This is a genomic window from Mesorhizobium sp. WSM3626, from assembly GCF_000513935.1.
Taxonomy (GTDB): domain Bacteria; phylum Pseudomonadota; class Alphaproteobacteria; order Rhizobiales; family Rhizobiaceae; genus Mesorhizobium; species Mesorhizobium salmacidum.
In genome coordinates this window covers 20322-44077 of the sequence record NZ_AZUY01000037.1, presented here as the reverse complement: position 1 = coordinate 44077, position 23756 = coordinate 20322, and the positions used below count along the sequence as shown (strand labels likewise).

Here is a 23756-nt window from a genome sequence, read left to right as displayed (position 1 = left end):
GCGGTCTCAAGCGGGTATGCTCCAAAAGATGCCGGGATCGAAGCTTTTCGCCTTGCCGACCAGAGCTTCACCGCCCAGATCGGCCAAAATTGAAAACAGGCGCGCCGCGTCGTCGCGCTCCTTCCTGCCGAAGCGGCGGGGGATTCCATCCCGATAGGCGTCGCGCAAGGCGGCCTGAAGCCGGACATCATCTGTTCCCAGTTGCGGCGCCAGCGCGTGCCATTCGCTGTCGGAAGTGGCAAGAAGCGACTTTGCGGCCATGACCGTTTTCAGGAAACCGCTAAGAACCGCAGGATCAGCACGCGCCCAGTCTTCATGGAAGACATAGCCGAGCATCGGCAGCTCGCCGGAAACGCCCAGCCCCTCCAGAATCTGTCCAACGTTCAGCAACCGCTGGGCTCCGGCGGCTTCGAGCTGGGCCGCGAAGTTCCAGAATGTCAGCAACCCGTCGAGCCGGCCTGCAAGGAATTCCTGTTCGAGCAAAGGCGGCGCTCCGAATACAGGCTGCACGCTCGCGGCGAGGTCGCGTCCCGACTGTCGAAGGTTAAGCGCACGCAGCAAGATCCAGCTCTTGTCGAGCGGGCCGCCCGCGACCCCGAGCCGTTTGCCATCGAAATCCGCTAGCCTGCGCACGGGGGAACCGGCGGGTACCTCTAGTGCGCCGACCGCGCGCGAATAGGGAACAAAAACAAGATCGGCGCCTTCCGCGCGCTGGCGCGTCACCCAGACCCAATCCGATACGATGACGTCGACGCTGCCGGCCAGCAACGCGGTCTTGCCGGCTTCCGTGCTTGCAAGGCGCCGCACCTCGAGAGAGACGCCGTGCGAAATGTCCAGCCCATATCGTTGGACCACGTCGACTTCCCAGGCGGCCGTGCCAAATCCTAGCACGCCAAACCGGACAGGGCGGGATTGCCCAGACGCGGCTGCAGTGGGACCGGCCACGATCAAGGAGGAAAGCGCTGCAAGAAACGCGCGCCGCGATATAAGGGGCCAATCGGCTCGGGGGAGCCACTCACGTGGAGGATTCGAGATCAGCACGAGCGCACCGGGTGTGGCGGAACCCCCCTAACGCCGGGCTGGCAGGAATGTTCCTCCTGGTGCGCTGACCATCGGGTACGCCTGCGCCGCCAATAGGAATCGCTGCGGGGTTCGGGATTAGCCTGCTGGAGCAGGCGGCTGATTCAAGGCGGCGATGTGAGCTTGCCTTTTCATACGGTTTCGCTCGGCGCTTAGCAGCTCTTCCTCGCCCATAAGCCCGTTCAGGAAAAGCTTCAGGACATGGGATGCGAGTGTCTGTGCCTGCGGGCTGTCGAGCGGAATATCCCGCTCCTTGCAGGCGGTCCGACAGACGCGGGTGAGCATTTCCAGTTCGTCGGACATGACGACTTGACCCGGAAACAACATGGCTCCTCCGTCCCGCAGATGTGGATTGAACGTTGCAACATGACTCCGCCTGCCCCTTTGAGTCTTTAACAAATGATGGTGAGCAGGCGCCTTGGTCGGAAACGTACAGTCTTTTGGAATTAGAACTGCACACCAGCGAGCGATAAACGCAGCGCATTGGGTTTGGCGTTCTCCGGCAAATCCTCGTCCGCACCGCGCGGAAGGGCGGCCACGGCCGCCGGATGCACAGTGCTCCGGGAGCACATTAATCTGACCGGCATCTGCGAGGCGTCATGTCGTGTCGTTGGAGATTGGCACTGCTTCTTCAGATAAAGGCTCTGAAACGGTCTTTTCAAAGTCATTGAAGTTTCTTCTGCAACTAGGCTCAGGATGTGCCAGACGGCACAGATCAGCCGTTTTCCCCGGTAGCAGGTGGTGTTCCTCGCGGGGGATGACCAGCGGGTGATCAGCCGGGATGCGCGACATCTTCTTGCGAGTTTTTCAAATCTGCCGGTGTTTAGTTTTCTTGCGCTACTCCACGCTGCATGGATGGTGACGTCGAATATGCGCAGCTTGGGCTGATTAGAGAAATACGATTGACGGAGGCTCAGCAGATGGGAGATCGAATAGTCCTGCTTGAATCCGAATTGATCAATGCGGCTGCTTCCAAAGGCAATCCAATTTGCTTAATGCGGGTCACCAGCTTCGTTGGTCAAAAGCTACGCTGGAACGCCTCGAACAATGCACAGCCTGGATGCCGAAACCGGCTCTGACAGCGTCACCCAATCCATTGAATCCGTTCGCAGCTTTGCCATGCTCGCAAATCTGAGGCCGCGAAGAGATGGCGGCTTCTGGAAATTCTCTGCAATTCCAGACTGTCATTTATGCCATTTTTGGACGAACACACGGCGAACAGACCTCAACAGCTAGGTTATACTCCCTCGTAAGCGATCCTGATCAACGCTGGTCCTCCTCAATCCAAGCGACAAGGGCGGCTTTCGAGTCTCGCCCTTTTGGCTACGACTTCGAGTTCACGGCCGAGTCGAAGCCGTCCAGCTCCTCGCCGATCTCGACAAGGGCCTTTCTGACTGTGTCCTCAACTTCCTGTCGTTTCTTCGGCGGCAGCAGGCCCAGCCCCTTCAGCATCGCCTTGCGCCAGTGCTGCCCCCTCCCCCAAGCTTCCGAGAACGCTGTTGCAAGGTCATCCTTGCGACGGGTCGCCTCCAGTGCCTCGACGAGGAGGCTGGCCTGATGGACGTCTTTTTCGCGCTTGGCGACGCCGTTTGCATCTGATTTCCTGCGAGAGGCGACGATGAGCTTGTGAACTGCATAGCGTTCCGGCGACGGCACGATTACAGGCACCCCTGACCGATGCAGCATCACGGTCCGGATGGGCTCGTGGATCAGGAAATCGAGGAAACGCAAGGGCTGCGCCGAAGCTCCGCCCAGTGCTGGCATCGGACTGGCGTGGTCGGTGTAGTCATCGGATCCCCGGTTCGGCGTAAGGAACTCGACCTTGTATCTCGTTGCATTCTCGAATTGGGTCGTGTGTCCGGGATCCGATCTGTGGGGGATCTCCCTGAAGGTTGGATCAATCTCTCTCAAGGTTTCCAGGATCGGCGGCAGGGTGTCTTCGACTGACGACGAAGTCGAGTAGTGCTGCGCGAAATCGGCATCGCCGGTTTGCAATGAAGCACCAGGCAATCTTACGCCGAGATGTCCCGCATACGTCTGGAAGGCAACCGTACCGACGAGCACGCCTCTTAGGCGGAAGATTCCTGCTGCTCCCATGGCTTCAACGACATCGCCAGTGAACCGGTCCGGTGCGGTCAGCCCTGCTTCGCGAGTCAGCGTGGAGACGAGTTTCCGTCGGCTACGGAGGTCTTCCTTGATCTCTTGGAAGGCTTCAACGCGTTTCGCGATCTCGGGATCGTCGGAGGGGCCGACATACTTCCGCGTTTTCTTGGGTTGGGTTTCCTCAAAATACCAATAGCCCCGCCCCTTCACCGGAACCCGGACGAAATTACCCGCCGTGGAGAAGTCGGTTACGAACGAAGCATCAAGGCAGCGCTGAACGAGTTCCGCATACATCGTGCGATAAACGAGATCGACCGTCTTCATGCGTCGGCTCCGTTATAAGAAAAATGCGTTTATCTTATAACGACATGAGCTCAAGGGACGCAAGTGAGGTTATAAGACAATTGCAGGTCTTATAACGTTGCCACATCGCCAACCATGCAGGCGCGGCGATCGATGGCGGGTGCTTCGACACGGAGAAGTTCCGTTTCCACGGCCCGGACGGCTTCGGGGCGACTACGCCGGGCTTACCAACTACTTCAAGTCCATAGCATTCGACGATCGCTCGATCCGTCGGGGCATCATCATCGTCGAAGGTGACTATGTCGCCTGCCAAACCTGGATCGAGGGGACGCTTTGCCCGCCAATTCACACAGTCGCCCGTCGGCCCCCTTGCCTCCGAACGGCCGGCGTGTGACTTGGGATTTGTCCAACATTTTTTGTTTCGACGATGAAGGCCGGCTCATTAAGGAGTGGGTGCGGACCGATGACCCGGAGTTTCCTTCACCAAATCGGTGCGGAAGGCCGATAGGCCCGTGACACCCCGACGCTTCAAGCGATCTCCGCAACTACTCTGCCCGGCCCAGCGACATTGTGCGGGCAAACTGAGAAGATGGTGGACGGAGGCAGGCAGTACGGATTCAGCTGAGACAGGCCGAGGCGCGGATAAGGCGCGACAATGATGGCAACAAGGTCCAAGCTTCTCGGCGAAACTTAAGAAGCAGTCGCGCGTTGGACGCGATTAAGCTATTTCGTCTTGGGTACGGGGCGGGTGAGAGTGGTATGCCAACGTCGCGTAAGGCAATGCAGGGGTCAACCGCTCATCAAGCGACGTCGCCAACGCGAGACCAAGCCAATTTAGCACTGCCCACTTTTCGGCCCGTCCAGCTCGCAATGCTCGTGGACGTCGTCCCTGCCGGCGACCGCTGGATCCACGAAATGAAATACGACGGCTATCGCATTCTTGTTGCGGTCGGCAGCGGCGAAGCGCGTGCCTACACGCGATCTGGCCTGGACTGGTCTCACCGTTTTCCGTCCATTCTTTCGGAGGCCCGCAAGCTCCAGGTCCGCTCTGCCCTGATTGATGGAGAGGCCGTCGTTGTCGATGCCGACGGACGATCAAACTTCCAGGCGCTTCAGAACGCATTAAAGGGTGCGCCAGCCACTATCGACTTTTATGCGTTCGACCTCCTTCAACTCGACGGCGAAGATCTCACGAAGCATCCTCTCCTTGAACGCAAGGAGAAGCTCCAGAGAATTTTGCCCGCGAAGAACCCGGTGCTTCGTTATTCTGATCATATTCTGGGGCGCGGAGAAGAGCTGCTCGACCGCTTTTGCGCAGCCGGGCTCGAGGGGGTGGTTTCCAAGCTCGCCGATTCGCCTTATGTGGCGGCCCGCGGCGGAAACTGGCTCAAGATCAAGTGCATCAAGCGGCAGGAGTTCGTGATTGTCGGTTGGACGCCGTCCGAAAAGGTCCGCGCGTTCCGGTCATTGATCCTTGGAGTGCATGATGGCGGCAAGCTGCGTTATGCCGGAAAAGTCGGTACCGGCTTCGATACAGCTGAACTTTTCCGTCTCATGGAGATCATGGCACCGCTCGAGCAGAAGGCCGCGACCGTCGCGGCGCCGCGAGCCGAAGTTCGCGGAGCACACTGGCTTCGCCCCAAGCTGGTCGCGGAGATTGCCTTCACCGAGATGACTAACGAAGGAACGCTGAGACATCCGAGCTACCTCGGTCTGCGCGAAGACAAGAAGCCGGAGGCGGTCGTGCTGGAGACGGAACGTCGCACAGCCAAGCTGACCACGTCGCCGGCGAAGACCATCGCCATCAGCAACCGTGACCGCGTGATCTATCCGGAGTCGAATATCACCAAGGGTCAGCTCGCCGACCACTACGCGGCCGTCGCTGAGATCATGCTTCCTTGGGTTGGGAGTCGACCGATCAGTCTGGTTCGGTGTCCCCAAGGCCGGGCCAAGAAGTGCTTCTTCCAGAAGCATGATGCCGGGAGCTTTGGCGACAAAGTCCACCACGTCGGTATCACTGAAAAGGACGGCCACGAGGAGCCATACCTTTATGTCGACGATGCCGATGGGCTGATGACCTGCGTACAGATGGGAACGATCGAGCTGCATGGGTGGGGAGCTCGGATCGAGGATATCGAAAAGGCCGACCGCCTCGTTTTCGATCTCGACCCCGATGTGGGTCTCGATTTTGAAGCTGTCCGCGCCGCAGCTTTCCAGTTTCGTGATATTTTGAAATCATTGGGACTTACGACATTCCCGATGCTGACCGGAGGCAAAGGAGTGCATGTGATCGCGCCGCTCACCCCTCGGGCCGAGTGGCCGCAAGTGAAAGACTTCGCGCATCGCCTCGCGCAAGCGGTCGCTCAAAGCGATCCCTCTCACTTTACGGCCGCGTTGTCGAAGAAGCGCCGTAAGGGTCGCATCTTTGTGGACTATTTGCGCAACCAGCGTGGGGCGACCGCGATCATGCCTTACAGCGCAAGGTCCCGATCGGGCGCTCCGGTCGCGGCGCCGATCACCTGGGCGGAAATGAAGACGATTGATGCGCCCTCGCATTTCCACGTCGGCGACGCTTCTGAATTGAAGAAACGCGCAACCAGCAAATCCCTGGCGGGATGGGGGCGAGCCGACCAATCATTGCCAAATTTGTAGGCCCACTCCGCGAAGGCAGTAAGGCTGGATAAGGGCTTCGTTGCCTTGGCCTGATTGGAACCTGTGAAGATTGGCCCCGTTTGCCTCGACCATGGCAAAAACCGATACCAGGACAGTCGCCAGCCTCCTAAGGGAATACGGACATCGCACGGCGCTGCGCGGGGACAACCCCTATCGCACCAAAGCATATCTGCGCGCTGCCGACAGTCTGGCTGCGTTGTCGCAGCCGCTCGACCGGATCATTGCCGCGGGCGCCCTCATCAGGATCCCGGGGATCGGTAACGCGATCGCAGATATTGTGCGCAAGCTCTATGAAACGGGCACGCATCCACGCCTTGAGAAGCTGCGCGACGAGGTGCCGGCAGGTGTGATGGAGCTTTTTACCGTACCAGGGCTTCGGCCCGACAAGATCCTGAAGCTTCATCAGGCGCTCGGCGTGAACTCGTTGGCTGAGCTCGAAGCCGCCGCAAAGGCAGATCGCATCCGGCCAGTCAAAGGCCTCGGTGCTTCGCTTCAGACAAAAATTCTGCAGAACCTCCCTATCGCGCGATGCGGCGAAACACAGCTTCACCTGCACAAGGCCGCCGCTCTTCTTGAGCATGCGATCATGTCGGTGAAGCAAGAGCATCCCGAGTTTTCGCGCGTGGAAATTGCCGGTGATTTCCGGCGCGGTTGCGAACTGGTCACCGACCTCGCACTGGTCGCAATGGGGAAGAAGCGGACCGCGATCGAGCAGTCCACCCTCACACTTGTGGTCACAGAAAAGAAGCACTTTGGCGCGAGCCTTCTCGAAGCAACCGGTTCGGCCGCCCATCTTGAGCAGTTGAAGATGCACGCGACCGAGAGAGGGTTCGCCCTCAAACCCGACGGGCTCTATCGCGGCAGAAAGCTGATCGCAGCAGCGACAGAGGAGGAAATCTACGAAGCGTTGGACCTGCAGTTCATCGAACCCGAACTGCGCGAAGGCAGGGACGAGATTGAGCGGGCAGCGAGCCAGCAGTTACCACCCCTCGTCCGGGACGGAGATCTGCATGGCATCCTGCATTCTCATACGACCGCATCCGATGGCACCGAAACGCTTGAGGCAATGGCTGAAGCGACACGTAAGCGCGGGTTTGAATACTTTGGTGTCGCCGACCATTCGCAGTCTGCCCACTACGCGGGCGGGCTCACACTGCAGGAGATCACTGAACAGCACCGCGACGCGGATCGGCTGAACACGAAGTACGGTGGTAAATTCCGTGTCCTGAAGGGCATCGAGGCAGACATCCTGGCCGATGGCTCGCTTGATTATCCGGACCACGTCTTGAAGCAGTTTGATTTCGTTGTCGCGAGCGTGCACAGCCGCTTCAAGTTGCCTAAGAAAGAGCAGACAGAGCGTATCATTGAGGCAATCGCGAATCCCCGCACGACAATTATCGGGCACATGACAGGTCGCCGTTGTTGCGTCGTCCCGGCTATGATCTCGACGTCGCCAAGGTCCTCAGAGCGTGCGCAAAATATGGCGTCGCTATCGAAATCAACGCGCATCCGTGGCGGCTCGATCTCGACTGGCGGTGGCATCAACAGGCGCTCGACTACGGCTGCATCTTCAGCATCAATCCGGACGCTCATTCAATCCGCGAACTCGACCACATGCATTGGGGTGTCGAGATGGCCCGCAAGGGAGGAGTGCCCAGGACGCGGGTTCTTAATGCGCTGACTTTGGCAGCTCTGCTTGCGCACCTTTCAAAGCGCAAGTCCGGGTCAAAGACCGGCGGCAAGCGCCGCTCGCCTCCGCGGAAAGCTGTCGCGCGAGGCCCGAGTTCATAGCGGCCCCAAACAGGCACCAGTTCTCAAATTAGTCGCTGCCTGGTGTGGTTCGCTCGGAGCGCCGGGAACGCGATGAAGGCCTCATAACGCAACCCCTTTCTTGTGGCGGTCAACATGCCCCTCGCAGTTCAAGCGAGATCACGCAGAGGCGCTCTGCTTTTCGGCGTTTAGATCGGCGTTTTACGTTTTGGATGCGAGGAACCAGTGGACCAGGTTCGGGATCGTCTTGGTTGGGGTTGCCCCCAGTTTCTATCCAGTTCTGAGTTCGTTTCCGGCGTTGGGTATGCCCTGCTGGGCGGGTGGAGCCACGGGCGCTGGCGCGGAGCCGTTGGCGTAGCGCAGCGCGAGGGACCGTCGCGGGGTGAAGGTGCTGGCGAACTGGCCAACTCGGAGTCCCGTTCGGATCCAAAATATGAGAGAGCCAGCTTGGGGACCGGGCGCCGCGCGAAACGCCGCCTGGAATGCTATGCCGCCTGCGGGCCCAGGGAATGGCGCCCTTCCCGAAATAGCGCGCTAGCATCAGGCTCTGCATGAGCCTTCAGTCTATATCGTTAGGACCATAGACCTACTCCCGGAACCTAGGGCCGCTGTTTTCGTTGGTCGAAATGGCGTTGGCAGCTACCGACGTCGCCAACCAGGCAACAGGAGGAATTTCACCATGATGCGGAAGATCCTAACTACGATAGCGACGGCTGCTCTCATGTCGACAGCGCTATGCACGGCCGGTGCACAGGCCGCAAATACCAGCAAACCCGCTACCCAGACCGAGGCTGTTGCCCCGGTCACTGATGGCAAACTCGTCTCGAAGATCATGGGAGCCGCAGTCTATGACAGCAGCGCCGATGACGCGACGAAGATCGGCGATGTTAATGACATCGTCCTGGACAAGGACGGGAAAGCCACACTCGTCGTCATTGGCGTCGGCGGTTTCCTTGGTGTGGGCGAAAAAAATGTGGCCTACGACTTCAACAAGCTTGAATGGATCAACAAGAAGGGCGATCGCTGGTTGGTCGCAAAGACGACCAAGGATGAGCTTAAAGCTCAGCCCAATTTCGATACGAAGGCTTACAATACTGCGGCAGTCCCAACAGCCCAGCCGACCAACAGCACGGCCGACAGCCAAGCGGCTAATGGCAAAACCGATACGACTGCGACGGCCTCGATCGACAAGTCGACCTTGACCGAAATGCCGTCCGACAAAATCAGTGCGGCGAATCTGATCGGAACCAACGTCTATGGCGCAGATGATGCGAAGGTCGGCGAGATCGGCGACGTTATCCTGACCGGTGACAAGAAGGTCGACTCGATAATCGTTGATGTGGGCGGCTTTCTGGGCATCGGCGAAAAGGAGGTCGCCGTCGGTATGGAGAACCTCAAGTTCATGACCGACAAAAACGGCAACCGTTACCTCTATACGAACTTCACCAAGGGCCAGCTGGAGGCGCAGACTGCCTACGACAAGGCAACTTACGCACAAAACCGCGACAAGCAGCGTATCATCGTCAATAAGTAAAAAAAGTCATCTCGAAGCGTTCGCCTTGGGGCGGGCGCTTCGGCAGCCAAATAGCAGGAGCGGACGTGAACTAGCCGACGAGGTCCGTCATAGCTCTGAAGATATCAGCGACCTCGTTCTGTCTGACGTCGTATCCGCGCTTCATCGACGAGTTAAGGTCAGCCACCAGTTCGATATTCCTGACATTGCTGGGTAAAGCAGCGATGGAATGAAAATTTACATCGACCGACACCTGCCGGCGTACCATCAGATGGAGAGGCGAGGACGGGCGCCTGGAACCGTTTCCGGTGTGCCACGAAGTTGTTGAAAAGCTCTTGGACGATTTGCGCCTTCATCATCTGCACGTCCATCAAATCGCTTCGCGCGTCGAAGAGACGCGGTCAAAGGGGCTGGCCTGACCTGGCGGCACTACCAAAGCGTTATCAAGATCCATGAGAAGGCGATCGATGAGGAACAGCTTCGCTGCCTGGGGATTTAGATCTCACGCCTTATAAGGATCTGAAGGATTAACCGTTGCTCCGACGTTTGGTCCAAGCATCGAAGTAACTCGTTGCATGGGATGGTCCACCGCACCGAGACAGCGGGAAATCGGAGCAGCCGCATTGTGAAATTTTCTCGCCGGTGGAACTTCCCGACGGGCTGCAGGTTCGCCTGCATAGGGACGACTGAGGCTACTTCGGCCTGTTGCAGGCGGAGCGCCTCGCCAACAGGAGATGGCCATGAAACATCAGACACTTGCGGAACTACATGGGGTCGCGGAAGTCGAAGCATCCTTTCCGGCTATGACGCGGCGCCAGCGTTTGGAACACTGGGCCATGCTGCTCGAGCGAAATCCCGAGCGGTGCCTCGCCGCCTTCCCCGGGACGGAATACATGACCTTGGACGTGCGCGACAAAACCCAGTCCCTCGGCTCCGCGCTCAGCATCGCTTTCGCCGATCCAACTTTGCGGGCTGAAGGGCTGAAGAACGATACGTATGGCGAAGCGAAGCGCTTCTTCGAGCTTACGGATTGGCAGTTGCACGCTGTCGTCTGCCATTGCCATGTCGGCGGGACGATGAAAGCCGGATGGGCTGCCGTTCAAGTTCGATCTGCCGCCAGCAAAGAAGGCAAGCTTTTCAGCAAATTGCGCGAAGCGATTGCCCATTGGCCGGTATTCCGCATTTTAACTCACGCGAGGGAGTAAGAGGCGACCGAGCCTCAAGTACGGATATGCCCGGGCGAAAGCCGGCAAATGGCATGATGAAGGGCGTCGGTTCCGACCGGTTCCATTCTCATCCGACCGGGCTTCCCATCGGTTGCTTGGACTGAACTCTTCGCGCTCACTGTGTGTGAATGGGAGAGCTGGTCAAAACGACTTGCCGAAAAAATAACGCTCACGCAACGCGGCTACTCCGTCATCTCCAAGCGGGAGAAAGGCGAAGCGATGCTCCTGGAAGGCCTGAAGTTTCAGCTTCGGCGTGAAGAGCCGGATGTTGTCCCGTCGCGAAATCGACGAGCTCCTCCCGGCAATCAACAAATCCCGCGTCAGGGCAGTACAGCACCAGACGCACGGAGGGGGGCGCCGCACCATGCCGTAATGAAAGGACTCCTCGTTTTCTCCCACCGCAATCAGATCGAGATGCGATATCGTACAAAATTCACGGGATCGAGCGAACTGCCTCGAGGGTGACCGCCGTGCTGGTTGGGGAGCATCGGATCGAAGCGGAATGCATCGTTGCCTGCGCCGGGCCCAACAACCCCGATATCGCATCTCTGGCGGATGTGCCGTTGAACGGATTCGGCATACGCATCGAAGCGATGGCACTGGAGCCAACCCGTCCCCTCATAAAGCCGGCGATCGCGCTCATAGATAGCCTGGCGTATTTCCACCAGACCTCGCGCGGCGAGGTGGTCGGTGGCACGGAAGTGCCCGAACGGCCACGTATGTCGCTCAAGGTCGATTTTCCGGTGATGGCTAACATGGTCAACATCTACCTGGATATGTTCCCCCAGCTGGGCGAGGACCTTTGGTTCTCGGCCGGATGGTGGCACGGCTTCGCCGGCGCGCCGGAAAACTGCTCGCCGAGGCCATCGGCAAGGGCACGATCGACCATCGCATGCAACCTTTCGCCCTGGACCGCTTCGAAAAAGGCCGGCCAATCGTCGAGGGTGACATCGTACTGGCCTAGACTAGGATTCTCGCGACTAGCCCACGTGCAATGAAAAAGCGGTGGCCTGCCTCTTCACCTCGACTCTGCCTGACCCATGCCGCGCTCGCCAAGGAAGGCTGGCTGGCCGAGCGCGGCATCGATTCGGAGTGGCCTGTGCGCGGCATCCCCGAGCGACTGCACCTCGACAACGCCAAGGAGTTCCGGTCCGAGGCGGTGAAGCGCGGTTGCGAGCAATATGGCGTTGCCGTCGACTACTGTCCCGTGCGCACTTCGCATTATGGCGAACACATCGAGGGGCTGATCGGCACGATGGTGGACAAGGTCAATTTGCTGCCGGGCACGACCTTCTCCAATATCGAGGAGAGGGCGACCTGAGACCCGATCAGACCGCCGCCATCACCTGACGAAGTGGAGCGGTGACTCGGCCACGCAATCGCCGGCGTCTATCACCGCGAACTGCATCGCGGCATTGGCATGACGCCGCTTGCCGCTTGGGACCGTGGCATCACCGGCGAGGGCGCCACCTCGGCCGTGGCGCACCGGTCGCCGTGGCTGGTTCCACAACAGTACGAGAGGACACGACCTTGTTACCGCAGAGCTCTTCTATCTGGAAAGACAGCCATCATACGCCACCGGCCCCTGAGCGCCTTCGTCTCGAGCTCAAGGGTGCCTGGCAATGAGATCCCTCCCCTGTCGCGGAGTGATGCCGGCCTTCTGGGCGAAATATTCCACTTCGCAATCCTCTTCCGCCGACACGCGGTCACCATCGTGAAAATCGCGCTTGGTCTTGTCGTCAGTCATTTGCCTTTCCTCGCAGAATTCTGGTTTTGACCACTTACGGCTGACGTCTTGGCGTCTTTCGAATGCGCGGCAACAGCCGGACCAGCGCCGGTCGCCTTTCGCATGTCGCCGCTGGTCTTGGCCGCCGATGATTTCCTGCTGAACAGCCCTGCGAAGTACTTGCCGAACATACTCATGCTCAGTCCTCCACCACGACCTTGGAAGGGTTCCCAGTGTTGTTCAACTCCCACGACGACCGACTGTTCCCGTCACCGAAGCCGGTTTTGGGGTTTCAGTGGAATGCGCAGCGGCCGATGCAGTGACGGCCAGTGTGTCGGCGGCAGGCTAACGCCCTTGCCAAGCGAAGCTTCAGCCCAGGCTTTCGCCAAGCTTGAAGAATCTCTTTGACCTGCGGCGCAATGTAGGCCCGCGCCTCCGCTCGCGTCATCTGCGCGCGAAGGATGGTGTCGTAGTCAGTAAAGGCGTGTCGGACGTGCTTTCGTAGTTCAATGCGACCGCGGCTCCGAGTTTCGGTGCCATTTCCGTTGCGGCAATCGCGGCATCGCGATGAGCCATGGTTATTATGCAAACGCCGTTACCATTGTCGCCGCTCCGGTCCGGTGTCGCAAGAACGTATGGAACATTCCTCTCTTGGATTGGTTGGCGTCGATCAGGAGGACAACCCATGTACCACCACGTCAAGAAGCTCATGTACACCGTTCGAGTTGATGAGCCGGATCCAAAGTTCGGAAACATGCTTCTCGAGCAATTCGGGGGCGCCAACGGCGAACTCGCCGCGGCCATGCAGTACTCTATCCAAGGCCTAAACTGCGAGGACCCGGGGCGCAAAGACCTGCTGATGGATATCGGGACAGAAGAGCTCAGTCACCTTGAAATTGTTGGCACCCTCGCAAGGATGCACCTGAAGCCATTGAAGTCTGTTAGAGAGGAGGCCGAAGCCGATCCGCTCATAGCTATTGCTGGCGGTGGCGGCGTGAATCTCTTCAACTCCATGGGGAATCCCTGGACAGCCGATTACCTTAAGATCACGGGTGAACTGGATGTGGACCTACGAAGCAATATTGCAGCAGAAGCGCGCGCCAAGATTGTTTATGAGCGATTGATCGATTTCTGTCGCGACTCCGGCACGAAAGATGCTCTGCAATTTCTGATGACCAGAGAGATCACCCATATGCGCGCGTTTTCTCTGGCGCTGGAGAGCCTGGGCAAGCCGCCGCTCAGCATCGGCAAGATCGCGCCGACTCCAGGGCTCGTCGATCAGTTCTTCAATGACTCAACCGGCGAAGGTGATCTCGGAGAGGTCGATGGTCGCGGCCCATGGAATGAGGGAGAACCATGGGAGTTTGTAGAGGCGCCCGCTTTCCAGGATTTAAAGGGAGCCGAGGGCCAACCCGCCATCCGCGCTCAAAGTGGGCTCCTGGAAGGATCAGCCGCCATTCAAGAAGTGCTTGTAGCTGAGCTGCGCGATCTCCTGCATGCGGAAAAGCAGCTTTTGAAGGCACTACCCAAAATGCAGAAGGCTGCTCGCTCAAAACAGCTCCAGTCAGTTTTGGCGAATCATTTGGCCGAGACCGAAGGTCAGGTCGAACGGCTAAACGAGTGCCTACGGGCGCTTGGTTCGTCAGCCCGCGCCAAGCCCTGCAAGGGCATGGCGGGCCTGGTCGAGGAAGGCGAGGAGGTGATGCAGGAAGGCAAGAAGAAGGATGACGCTCCTGCGGACCTGAGCTTGATCGGAGCGGCGTTGCGTGTCGAGCACTATGAAATTGCGGCCTATACAACTGCTCGAAACCTTGCCTTGCAGCTTGGCCTGACACCAGTCGCTCAATTGCTCACCCTTTCCTTAGGGGAGGAACAGAACGCAGGACAGTTGCTGGACCAGGTTTCCCAGCCGTTGATGTCTGCTGCGAGGATGCCGCGCAGCGTCCGGTTCGCGCCGGTCCGCGATGCCATTGGGTGACCGAGGAGGCATTCAGATAGTCGTTAGAACAGCAGGCCTGTCAACAATCGGCGGACCCAGGTCACAGTTACCATTTCTCGCTAGATTTGCAGCCAAGCGAGGGGTGGGCAGGCGAAGCCCGCGCGAGAACATCGCCCATGTTGGGCCAACAAGGCCGCCCATTTTGGTCCGCATCGACGCCATGCCGCTTTCCTCTGAGCCAAGTATCCCTCGCCAGCGCGGGGTGCGGGGTGATGGGCCTGGGGCCATCTCCGTCGCGACCAGCATATCCTGCTTGAAAGGTCGTCCAGCGGCAGCTTTTCGATGAAGTCGGGCCTGACCGTGCGGGTCGATAACGTGGGAGTTGGACCAGTGTCGGACCCACAAACCGCAAAAGTCCTCCGCGAGCCTCAGCCCATACGCTGTGAGATCATTTACTCGGAGCCATCATGTCTCCAGCATGAGCGGCAAACTAACCCTACGAGTTCATATGCAAGGCGTGACATCACAACCGGGACGCTCCAAATTCAATTCGCTTCAGCAAATGCCGGGACTAAACATCTAAAGTTGTGAATGCAGCCTGCTGGCCATCCAGTCCGTGACCTTCTCGCTCAATGGACGCGATTGCCATTCGGCCAAACTGATCTCCCTTGATCGCTTGAGGTCTTCGTTGAACAAGTCGATTTGCGTGCGCGCAAAATCCCGGCCGAAGACGTTCAGAGAGGCTTCGTCGTTCAGCCGCAAAGACCGCTCGTCCAGATTGGTTGAACCGAAGCTCGTCCATACATCGTCAACGATCAGGAGTTTAGGGTGGTACATGGTGGGCTGGAACTCATAAATCCGAACTCCGGCCTTGAGCAAATCACCCCAGAAATAGCGAGAGCCTTTTCGAACGATGGGAACGTCTGTCAGGCCGTTGGGACAGATGACATCAACCGCCACCCCTCTTTTTCTGGCGTCCAATATTTGCTGCAAGGCAATGTTATCGGGGACGAAATAGGCCATCCCTATCCGAAGGTGTTCTTTGGCGGCGGCTATCGCAGCCAACATCATCAGCTCCATGCCTTCGGAGCCATTTGGCTGGGAAGATAGCACCAGTTGAGCACTCAATGCTCCCGCTGCTTCCGGTGGCGGGTAGAACTTCTCTCCCTGCAAAGTCTCGCCCGCGGTCTCGAGCCAGTTCTCAGCGAAGGCTGCCTGGAAGGCGGATACAGCAGGGCCCTCGATCTGGTAGTGGGTGTCGCGCCATTCATCAGGGTTGCGGGCGTCCCCCAGCCAGTTGTCTGCGATACCCACCCCGCCGGTAAAGGCGAACCGTCCGTCAACGATCAGCAGCTTCCGATGCGTCCGGTTATTCACCCGGTCAAGCGTGTACCAGTAGATAGGCCGGTAGCGCTGAAACCGCACGCCCGCGCTTGTCATGATGTGGATGAGATCCTCGTCGAATGGCAGACTGCCGACCCAGTCCACCAGCACACGAACCTCGACGCCCTTCCGCGCTTTCGCGGCCAAGGCATTGGCGAACTCGTAGCCGACCGTTCCGGACCAGTAGATGTAAGTTTCCATGTCGATGGTCGACCGAGCCGCATGGATGGCCTGCAGCATCGCTGGGAAGATCTCATCTCCATTGACCAGCGTTTGCACAGCGTTTGCCTCGAATACCTGTCCTTGCGAATAAGCCGCCATGCTTCGCGCGAATTGTGGATCGGTCGCGTCAAAACGATGCACCACGATCGATCGCAGGACACGTGGTTCGGCTGTGAGGTTTATGGCCACCAGGGTGAAGAAACACGTGGCAATTGCCACCGCGACATACTTGAGAGCGTCGAGGCAACGGGCGAACCTCCGTCCGGTCGGGACGGCATTTCTGAAAGCCGACAATGCACCGAAACTTTTAGGCCGCACTTTGGTCCCCTTTGACCTGCCAAGAACTATTGAAATTGATGCGGGTTCCACACCTCGTAAGGCCGATACGAGCGAGGCACCATTGTAGAGGATGAACCTCGCCGCCAATGGGTTAAATCGCCGTCGCGAAATCGTCCGCGAGATCTGGCTGTTCATCGGCGTGCTGGTCTTTGCGCTACTGCTAATGATGCTGTTTCCGGAAATCGTGCTGTGGTTGCCGAGGCAGTTCAGATACCAGGGATGAGCACGGCTCCGCACGATCGCCGAAGTGCCGGCCTGACCGACCCGGTCAGGCTTGGGTTGATCGGCGACAACATAAAGCGCTCGCGTTCGCCGGACCTGCATCGTCTCGCCGGCCGCCTCAGCGGCCTGGACGTCAGCTATGACCTCTTCATCCCGCGCGGATTGGGTAAGGACTTCGACGCCGTGTTCGACGCCTGCCGCGACGCCGGTCTTCGCGGCATCAATCTATCCATACAAGGAGATGGTGGTCTCCAGGCTGTGCATACACGACGACCTGATCAGACGCATCGGTTCGGTCAACACAGTGGTGTTCGACCCGCATGGCGCGCGGGCTACAACACCGACCATAGGGGTTTCGTCGCCGCCTATCGCGCAGTCTTCGACGACATGGCGCCGGGCAAGGTCGTGGAAGACCGTGCTTCGCTCAATGCTCGTCGAGACCGGGCTCAGGAAGGATCCGCAATGAAGATTTTAATCGTGGACGATCATCCCAAACGCTATGACCGGCTGATCGCGGCGTTTGGCGGAATCGGCGTTGCGCGCGAGCAGATCGACTTGGTCGGTTGCGCTAACGCCGCCCGCGAAAAAATCGAGCAGCACCTCTATGATCTACTCATCCTCGATATCCTGCTGCCGCTCTGGCCCGAAGCTGACGTGTCGGTTCAGCATTCCGCCGACCTGCTGTTCGAGATCCGTGAAAAGGAGCTCCCTAACCCGCCGCCGCCACATTCTCGGCATCACCGCCGATCGCGGAATTGCCGGTTCCGTGCTGGGGGAATTTGAAGACCAGACATGGACGGTCCTAAATTATGCCTACGACAATGACGAATGGGTCAGTCGCGCGACAAATTGCCCCCGCTTCCTCCTCGCCCGTCGAGCCGAGCCCCAGAAGCAAGATGAGCGGATCGACTTGGCGATCGTCTGCGCTCTGGCCAAGCCAGAACAGGCAGAAGTGCTCAAACTTCCATGGAACTGGTCGGCCGCTCGGCCGATCGATGACTTGGTGTTTGTGCATGACGGCCATCTTGCGGTCGGTGGTCGTCGCCTCACTGTGTGCCTGACGACGGCACCGCGCATGGGAATGGTTTCGACTGGGCTGCGTACTGCGTCAATCATCGCGTTGCTCAAGCCCCGACTGGTGGCGATGATAGGTATCTGCGCTGGCGTCCGCGACAAGGTCAAATTGGGCGATGTGCTGTTCGCAGACCCCTCGTGGGATTTCCAAAGTGGCAAGAGAGTCCGCGACAAGGAGAATACCCAGTTTTCGATGCGGCCACATCACCTTCCCGCCTCAGCACTGGTGCGTAGCCATGTAGAGCAATTGCGTGACGACAAGGCCGCTCTGGGAGCCATTGCCACCAACTACCCAGAAAATCCCTCAGGGGTGCCGCGGATCTTTGTGGGTCCAGTGGCATCGGGGTCGGCAGTGCTCGCTGATGGCAATGTCATTAAAGAAATCCGAGCCCAGCATCAGGAACTGATCGGCGTCGAGATGGAGATATATGGTGTTCGCAGCAGTGCACGCCGCGACCAGGCCGCAGCCATTATGCTTCGCGTTGAAAGGCGTGTGCGATTTCGCAGATCCGGACAAGGAAGACGGACATCAGCGCTTTGCCGCATATGCCAGCGCCCAAGTCCTGGGACTCTTAATCGAGCGTTACGGAGACCGGCTCGTCGGTCCCTAAGGTCTGTCCAAATTTTTGCGAACGTTTCGGAGGCTGGGAGCTACTCAAGGTCTGCGTACCTGCCCGGTCGGCCGACGTGCAAGCTGTGCCGATTGTGCCCTGCAATCAAGCCTAGTCTACGGCGGTTTTGGGGTTGCCAAGATCGAATCAGAACGATCGCTATAGTCGCCTTTCGAACAGGCGTCTTTGGGGCCGCAAGCAGATTGTGCGGTTCTGAAACAAAAAGCCGGAAAACTGCCGTTCCGCAGACGACGTTCCTAGGGCGGCCAGAGATTGATCAGATAGCTTTGTCATTCAATCGAACTTCAGGGACTTCCTTGGGTTGAACTGAGGTGTCAGGCACGGAGGCGGGTCGCAAGCAATCGCCGAGTGACGAAGCAAGAAACACAGCCTTGTCAATTTATGCATCAGGCTGCAGCTCCAACACGAAATCCCTCAATTCGTAACCGCCTCTCATGTCGGAAACAGCTCTGAACATTTTTTGACGCCGCTGGAATATCGTGGCTTGAGGACTACCGTCGAGTTCATCGGCACTGCGACCTAAAACCAGCAAACCACCATCGACGACTGTCTTTGCAACGGCACGGAGCGCGCGTTCGATTTGACCACGAGGAAAGTTCCTCTCCCCAAGGGCGTTCATCACGCGCACGACATCATACTGCATAGGCGACGGCGAAAAGAAATTATGCCTGGTGGCCACGAAGCGGCCGTCAATTTTCGCTCTCTCGATGACGTCAGGATGAAAAAGTGACACGGGCGTCAGCGTTGAAAGGCTGGGCGACAACAGCCAGGCCAGAAACTCATTTGCCCGCCTGCTTCTCAATGCAATAGCGCCCAGCGCTACTTGGAGGACAACCTGGTCTTTGTCGTAGAAGACCCAGAACATCCCTTTGCGGGCCGCGCCAATCTCATCGTAGTAATCGCTTGCCGTCAGCCTGACAGGTCGCTCATGGCTTAGCCTGTCGAACAGTTCCAAAGACGTAATGCCGTCAGATGCCGCCATATCGTGAACGGTGACTTCCTTGTCCATCGGCAGCCGCCGGATGGCCAAGATGATGGCCGTGTCCAAGTCCATGAACCGGTTAGGCCGAGTCGTTTTCGACGTGCACGGTCCAGCTGACATTGATGCAAGTATGCGTTTTCGCTCCTTGGCGGTGGGTGTGGAAAGCAACCTCGCAAAAGACGGCGCTAATATTCGCATGGACAAGCCACTTACCACGCGGCAGGCTGCCTTTGAAGGCGAAGGTTGAGCCTGAAGGCCTGCTCAGGCGGGCTTATACACGGCCTTGAAGTGCAATGCAGAGCGAAGGTGGACGCATCCGCTGCGTTATTCGCTCGTCCCCATGAACTAAATTCGGTCGCCATTCGTTTAGGCATTGAAGAGAGGGCGGGCAGCTTGATACTCAGTAGACATCGCAGGTTCATTTTTTTCAAAACGATCAAGACTGGCGGCACGAGTTGCGAAATCGTCTTGTCGCGATTTTGCGGTCCCAAAGATGTAATCACCTATCTGCCGCCCCCCGATGAACGACTGCGCCGCAGCTTGGGAGGACGCCCTCAGCAGAACAATCGGGACGCCTTCCACAAACGATTGGCGGGAAGGCTGCTCGGATGGGAACGCAGAAAACAGAAACGTCGCTTCGACCACAATATATCCGCGATTGAGCTTCGGGCGCAGATTCCGGAACAGGAATGGCATTCATTCCTCAAATTTACAGTCGCTCGAAATCCATTCGACCGCGACATCAGCAAATATTTTCACGACCGGCATCACAACGCATCACTCGAGATCGTTCCGGGGTCACAGCCTTCCAAAGACGACATCAATGAGTATTTGCAGACTTTGCCGGACCGCGATCTGACAAACTGGCACATATATGCCGACGATAAGGTTTCCCTTGTTGACCGTATCATGCGCTATGAAAATCTCTCGGAAGAGATTGCAAGCCTGTTGAGATCCTATCGCCGAGGAGATCGCGCTTCCGCGCGCCAAGGGTGCGTGGCGGACCAATCGGGAGCCATATCGATCGATCATAGGAACCGAGCTCCGCCGCAAGATCGAAGCCGTTGCCTCAAATGAGTTCGAGCTAATGTGCTACAAATGGTAGTTTGATCACACCAACGGTCGGTCGCCGATTGAGGGAACGCGCACCGACATCCAGGGAAAGAGCTTAATGGGCGCTGCGAAAAGACATCTAGACCGCTTCAAGATTGCCAGCAAGATAGGCCAGGCCCGGCTGCAGGGTATGTTCACCTCCAGCCGACTGGCTCCTGGGAGCATAATTTCAGAGAGTACCGGGTCGCCCCGTGACCAATTTCATCTCCTGGAGTTGCACCGCAAATATGGCGACATCTTCACGACCTGGTCGGGTGGAAAGCTGACGACCTGCATCGTCGGGCATGAACTTGGCTTGAGGTTTCTGACGGAAAAAAAGGCCAAGTTGCGCGCCGCAACTATCGATATGACGCCGATCTTTCCCGAGGGCTTTTTACGAGCAATGGAGGGAACTACCCATGTCGATTATCGGCGCATGTTTTTGGCTGCTTTTCGAGCCATCTCCCTTGAGGGTCGCAGCGCGGAATTCAGGGCTATCCTTCACAGTCGTCTGACCGAACTGACCACCGGCGAAGGCCGGTTGCGTTCCCAGAGGGCAGCCCAAATTCTTAAACAGGCGTCGACAGCGTTGATGCTGCAACTCATCTTGGGTGCCAAAGACGGGTCGAAGATCGCTGGTGAACTCACAGACGCATACAATGCTTATGCTCCAAATGGCATGCACATTGTCATCACGCCCACCGAGCGCGCCAAGTACGAGCGTATCAAAGGTTTAGTGCTTAATTTGGCTGACGATCTGAAGGGTTCGGAAAGCCCGCCTTCGAGCTTGCTCGAGTACATGGTCCGATTCCAAACGCTCGATGACACCGTTGTCGGCAACTTAATACACATGACTGAATTTGCTCGCTACGATTTCCACGGTTTGTGGCGTTGGATACTCCTCGAAACGGCAGGCGAGGAGAACTACCTGAATGCGATAGCAGACGAACCCGACGCCGGGCGACGCGAGGTGATGGCGAAATCAGCCGTATCTGAGACTCTCCGGATGCAGCAAAGCGAGTTTATCCTTCGAACTGCCATCATGCCGATCGTTTTCGAAGGCTTTCTTATTCCGAGGCGTAGTCGAGTCAGAATCTGCATATGGGAAGCGCATCGAGACGCGAACAAGTTTCTCGAGCCGGATGTCTTCAAGCCTGACCGGTTTGTCGACAAGAAATTCTCAAGCGCTTCCTATGCGCCGCTTGGACTTGATCATCACCGATGTCTGGGTGCTGGTTGGACACTTCAGTTGAGCGGCTTGCTTGTCGAGGAGCTCGCAGAAAACTTCTCCGTCAAACTCCTGAATTATGGGACCGTCAGCCGGGGTCACTTCCACTATGAGCCAGGTCCCGACTCTCAGATATCATTGACGGCAAGACGATGATCGGCGAACTGCGTGATGGGGCCGTGACGCGCGTCTATATCGGCATTGCCTCGCGAGATCGGCCGAAAATGGTTTCGGAACTCCTTGACTCGGTTGCTCGCCTCGACACCGACGCGAACCTTGAGCTGGCAATAATTCTTGTTGAGAATGGCAATGGCGAAGTCTTGCGGCAGGCAGTTGAACGTTTTGCGACAAACTGTACCGGCATCAAGATTCACCATCTCGTCGAGCCGCGTCTGGGTATTGTTTTCGCGCGTAACGCCGCTCTCGAGTTTGCCACCAATTCGGATTTCGATGGACTGGCGTTCGTTGATGACGATGAGGTCGTCACGCCCAGCTGGATTCTCGAACTCGTGGCGGAACAGCAACGCGGCCAGTATGACATTGTCGGAGGGCCGGTCAGGGCATTTGTCGACCCGCATCCATTGACCTTCTGGAATCGGATCGTCTGGAAGGGTCTTTCATCCCGCGTCCAGCAGGTGGAGCAAACATGCGGCGAAAGGAAAGCCAACGGCCAAGAATCACAAATTGTCCTCTCAACGAACAACTGGCTTGTGAGCCTGCCTTTCGTTCGAAAGGAGAAGCTGAGGTTCGATGAGCGCTATAATTTAACTGGAGGAGAAGATACGCGGTTTTTACGTGATGCATGGCGACTTGGCGCCAAAACGGGGTGGGCACACAAGGCTGTCGTTCGCGAGCAGATCGTTCGCGAACGGTTGTCGCCATGGTATCAGATAAGACGAGCGCGCGACCACGCCCTTGTTTCCTTGAATGACAAATTCGATCGTAGGCCGGCGACGAAATGGCTCCGTGCGCCTGTGTCTGCAATTTTCAAACTGCTGTCGGGCTTGGTGCTATTGTTGCTCGCGCCCTTTACGGGAGGGGCGACATTCTTCAATGCTCTAAGAGCTTTAGGCGAGGCAACTGGCCGGGCCCAGGGCCTCTTAGGCATCAAAAGCAAGCATTACAGGTTGACAATGGGCAAATGACGGTTCGCCGCGCGGGCCCCATATAATGCTATCGCTTCGCCACGAGGCGCCCTTTTCTTCCACGAGCCCGAAGTGCGGTATGCCTCGCTTTCTTGTCGTCTACACCATGTAGCTCGAGGACCATGGCCCCCTGTGCGGCCGAAGTCACAGCGCATGACCACACTCTAGGCGCCCGTTTGCGTCAGTTAGCGGAGCGGCCTCCAAGGGCGGCAATGAACAATGACCGCCTGCAGGGTCCTCGAAGGTCAGCTTTCATGAATCAGCAAAGCAATCTCAACGGCCGATATGAAGCGCAAAGCTGCCTGTCGCGTTGTGAACCACACGCTTCCGCCCAGGAGGCGCTAACGACGGTCCGACGGTACTTGCCCGGTAGGCCGTAACACTCAAAGCCCCATCCCGCGCCTCCGGCCGAAGCTCCACTCGACACCGCCGCTGTCACGGGCCATGCCGGTGATGTGCTGGCCGATGCGCTTTTCGAGCGCTGGCTGCCAAGGCACGAGCTGGAAGCCGACACCGTCGTCGATCATGGCAAAACGGCCGGAGGCGAGATTGAAGACAACGCAATACTGCCCACTCGCCCTAGGCCGCGTGAAAGGGTACGATGGAAGAGGCCCCGCCGGTTTGATACAGGCAAGCGCCCACGAGGCTTTTTGCTACAATGGAAATTCCTCAAAGGCGAGGACAAGCTGCGCCACGCCTCGCGCGAGTTCGCGAAGGCTGGCTGGCTTGGTCTTAAACCTTATCGAAGGTGAAGGACGTCAGAAGCGTGGTGACGAAATTGCTGGCCTTCTCTTTGACGAGAAGCTCCGTCCATTCGTCGGTCCCTCGGAGCATCAGGCCTGTGTAGATGCTGTCNACCGCAGCCTCTTCTATCCGCTTGATATGCGACTTGAACACCGCTTCGTCGCCGGTCCTGTACATATCCCGCACGACCATCCGCAGGATTTCCTGGATGGCGATCTGCCAAGCGGTATTGATCGTCTGAAGCTCGCGCGTTTTTTCGGACATCCAGATCTCCTTGATCTTGACGGCCATCGACAAGAGGCGGCGATACGCGCAAATTAGTGGGTCGGTCGGCCGGAAATAAAAAAGGTCAGGCTATTT

The 23756-nt window shown here is 57.9% G+C and carries 22 protein-coding genes; 13 read left to right on the top strand and 9 right to left on the bottom strand.

All coding sequences use genetic code 11. The features are described from left to right. Window positions 1–6: 6 nt before the first annotated feature. The 4 genes from M653_RS0122475 to M653_RS01000000133245 all read right to left on the bottom strand — a co-directional run bounded on the left by M653_RS0122475 (window position 7) and on the right by M653_RS01000000133245 (window position 3507). On the bottom strand, window positions 7–945 hold the full coding sequence (locus M653_RS0122475) for an ABC transporter substrate-binding protein (RefSeq protein ID WP_245262273.1): 939 nt from the start codon (window positions 943–945) through the stop codon (window positions 7–9). Window positions 946–1158: 213 nt separating this feature from the next. Further along, window positions 1159–1383: a hypothetical protein gene (locus M653_RS0122470; RefSeq protein ID WP_245262271.1), complete on the bottom strand. Its 225-nt coding sequence runs from the start codon at window positions 1381–1383 to the stop codon at window positions 1159–1161. A 143-nt stretch (window positions 1384–1526) separates the two neighbouring features. Then, entirely contained in the window at window positions 1527–1748 is a 222-nt protein-coding gene (locus M653_RS1000000136875) for a hypothetical protein (RefSeq protein WP_156938250.1), read from the bottom strand. Between the two features lie 655 nt (window positions 1749–2403). Continuing rightward, a complete protein-coding gene (locus M653_RS01000000133245; protein ID WP_051442771.1) occupies window positions 2404–3507 on the bottom strand; it encodes a GSU2403 family nucleotidyltransferase fold protein in 1104 nt (367 codons plus the stop codon). A gap of 738 nt (window positions 3508–4245) precedes the next feature. On the opposite strand from M653_RS01000000133245, the gene ligD reads away from it, so the two are divergent. The 6 genes from ligD (at window position 4246) to M653_RS1000000135040 (ending at window position 11989) form a co-directional block, all read left to right on the top strand. Continuing rightward, on the top strand, window positions 4246–6138 hold the full coding sequence (ligD, locus tag M653_RS0122455) for a DNA ligase D (protein ID WP_027145361.1): 1893 nt from the start codon (window positions 4246–4248) through the stop codon (window positions 6136–6138). 70 nt (window positions 6139–6208) lie between these two features. Next, window positions 6209–7840, top strand: a complete 1632-nt coding sequence (locus M653_RS1000000134650) for a PHP domain-containing protein (protein ID WP_348626249.1) — start codon at window positions 6209–6211, stop codon at window positions 7838–7840. A 768-nt stretch (window positions 7841–8608) separates the two neighbouring features. Further along, window positions 8609–9463, top strand: a complete 855-nt coding sequence (locus M653_RS01000000133235) for a PRC-barrel domain-containing protein (protein ID WP_084636811.1) — start codon at window positions 8609–8611, stop codon at window positions 9461–9463. A gap of 719 nt (window positions 9464–10182) precedes the next feature. Next, entirely contained in the window at window positions 10183–10647 is a 465-nt protein-coding gene (locus M653_RS01000000133230) for a hypothetical protein (RefSeq protein WP_051442770.1), read from the top strand. A gap of 440 nt (window positions 10648–11087) precedes the next feature. Next, a complete protein-coding gene (locus tag M653_RS1000000136870) occupies window positions 11088–11666 on the top strand; it encodes an FAD-dependent oxidoreductase (protein WP_348626250.1) in 579 nt (192 codons plus the stop codon). After that, window positions 11663–11989, top strand: a complete 327-nt coding sequence (locus tag M653_RS1000000135040) for a DDE-type integrase/transposase/recombinase (protein ID WP_027145359.1) — start codon at window positions 11663–11665, stop codon at window positions 11987–11989. The genes M653_RS1000000136870 and M653_RS1000000135040 overlap by 4 nt, the downstream gene beginning before the upstream one ends. 285 nt (window positions 11990–12274) lie before the next feature. On the opposite strand, the gene M653_RS1000000135035 is transcribed toward M653_RS1000000135040, so the two are convergent. Next, the gene (locus tag M653_RS1000000135035) at window positions 12275–12415 is read right to left on the bottom strand and encodes a DUF3606 domain-containing protein (protein WP_348626248.1); all 141 of its coding nucleotides are present in this window, start codon (window positions 12413–12415) and stop codon (window positions 12275–12277) included. 664 nt (window positions 12416–13079) lie between these two features. Here M653_RS1000000135035 and M653_RS0122405 point away from each other — a divergent pair. After that, window positions 13080–14372 carry a DUF892 family protein gene (locus tag M653_RS0122405; protein WP_027145357.1) on the top strand — a complete coding sequence of 431 codons (1293 nt, stop codon included), beginning with the start codon at window positions 13080–13082 and terminating at the stop codon, window positions 14370–14372. Between the two features lie 540 nt (window positions 14373–14912). On the opposite strand, the gene M653_RS0122400 is transcribed toward M653_RS0122405, so the two are convergent. Beyond that, window positions 14913–16256, bottom strand: a complete 1344-nt coding sequence (locus tag M653_RS0122400) for a phospholipase D-like domain-containing protein (RefSeq protein ID WP_051442768.1) — start codon at window positions 16254–16256, stop codon at window positions 14913–14915. 91 nt (window positions 16257–16347) lie between these two features. On the opposite strand from M653_RS0122400, the gene M653_RS1000000136865 reads away from it, so the two are divergent. Continuing rightward, window positions 16348–16500, top strand: coding sequence for a hypothetical protein (locus tag M653_RS1000000136865; protein WP_156938248.1), 153 nt, complete (start codon window positions 16348–16350; stop codon window positions 16498–16500). After that, window positions 16497–17282 (top strand): hypothetical protein, encoded by a 786-nt coding sequence (locus M653_RS1000000136860; RefSeq protein ID WP_051442767.1) that lies wholly within the window; start codon window positions 16497–16499, stop codon window positions 17280–17282. The genes M653_RS1000000136865 and M653_RS1000000136860 overlap by 4 nt, the downstream gene beginning before the upstream one ends. 1302 nt (window positions 17283–18584) lie before the next feature. Here M653_RS1000000136860 and M653_RS0122375 read toward each other — a convergent pair. Further along, entirely contained in the window at window positions 18585–19214 is a 630-nt protein-coding gene (locus M653_RS0122375) for a hypothetical protein (protein ID WP_027145353.1), read from the bottom strand. Here M653_RS0122375 and M653_RS0122370 point away from each other — a divergent pair. The 4 genes from M653_RS0122370 to M653_RS01000000133210 all read left to right on the top strand — a co-directional run bounded on the left by M653_RS0122370 (window position 19207) and on the right by M653_RS01000000133210 (window position 22652). Continuing rightward, window positions 19207–19434, top strand: a complete 228-nt coding sequence (locus M653_RS0122370) for a hypothetical protein (RefSeq protein WP_156938247.1) — start codon at window positions 19207–19209, stop codon at window positions 19432–19434. The two genes, M653_RS0122375 and M653_RS0122370, sit on opposite strands and share 8 nt — an antisense overlap. Then, on the top strand, window positions 19431–20264 hold the full coding sequence (locus tag M653_RS1000000135910) for a sulfotransferase family 2 domain-containing protein (protein ID WP_084636807.1): 834 nt from the start codon (window positions 19431–19433) through the stop codon (window positions 20262–20264). The genes M653_RS0122370 and M653_RS1000000135910 overlap by 4 nt, the downstream gene beginning before the upstream one ends. Before the next feature lie 94 nt (window positions 20265–20358). Continuing rightward, on the top strand, window positions 20359–21663 hold the full coding sequence (locus M653_RS0122355) for a cytochrome P450 (protein WP_027145349.1): 1305 nt from the start codon (window positions 20359–20361) through the stop codon (window positions 21661–21663). After that, window positions 21660–22652, top strand: a complete 993-nt coding sequence (locus tag M653_RS01000000133210) for a glycosyltransferase family 2 protein (RefSeq protein WP_051442766.1) — start codon at window positions 21660–21662, stop codon at window positions 22650–22652. The genes M653_RS0122355 and M653_RS01000000133210 overlap by 4 nt, the downstream gene beginning before the upstream one ends. A gap of 383 nt (window positions 22653–23035) precedes the next feature. Here M653_RS01000000133210 and M653_RS1000000135905 read toward each other — a convergent pair whose 3' ends face one another. Next, entirely contained in the window at window positions 23036–23278 is a 243-nt protein-coding gene (locus M653_RS1000000135905; RefSeq protein WP_084636806.1) for a DUF3363 domain-containing protein, read from the bottom strand. A 106-nt stretch (window positions 23279–23384) separates the two neighbouring features. Next, window positions 23385–23660, bottom strand: coding sequence for a hypothetical protein (locus tag M653_RS0122340; protein ID WP_027145348.1), 276 nt, complete (start codon window positions 23658–23660; stop codon window positions 23385–23387). Window positions 23661–23756: the final 96 nt, after the last annotated feature.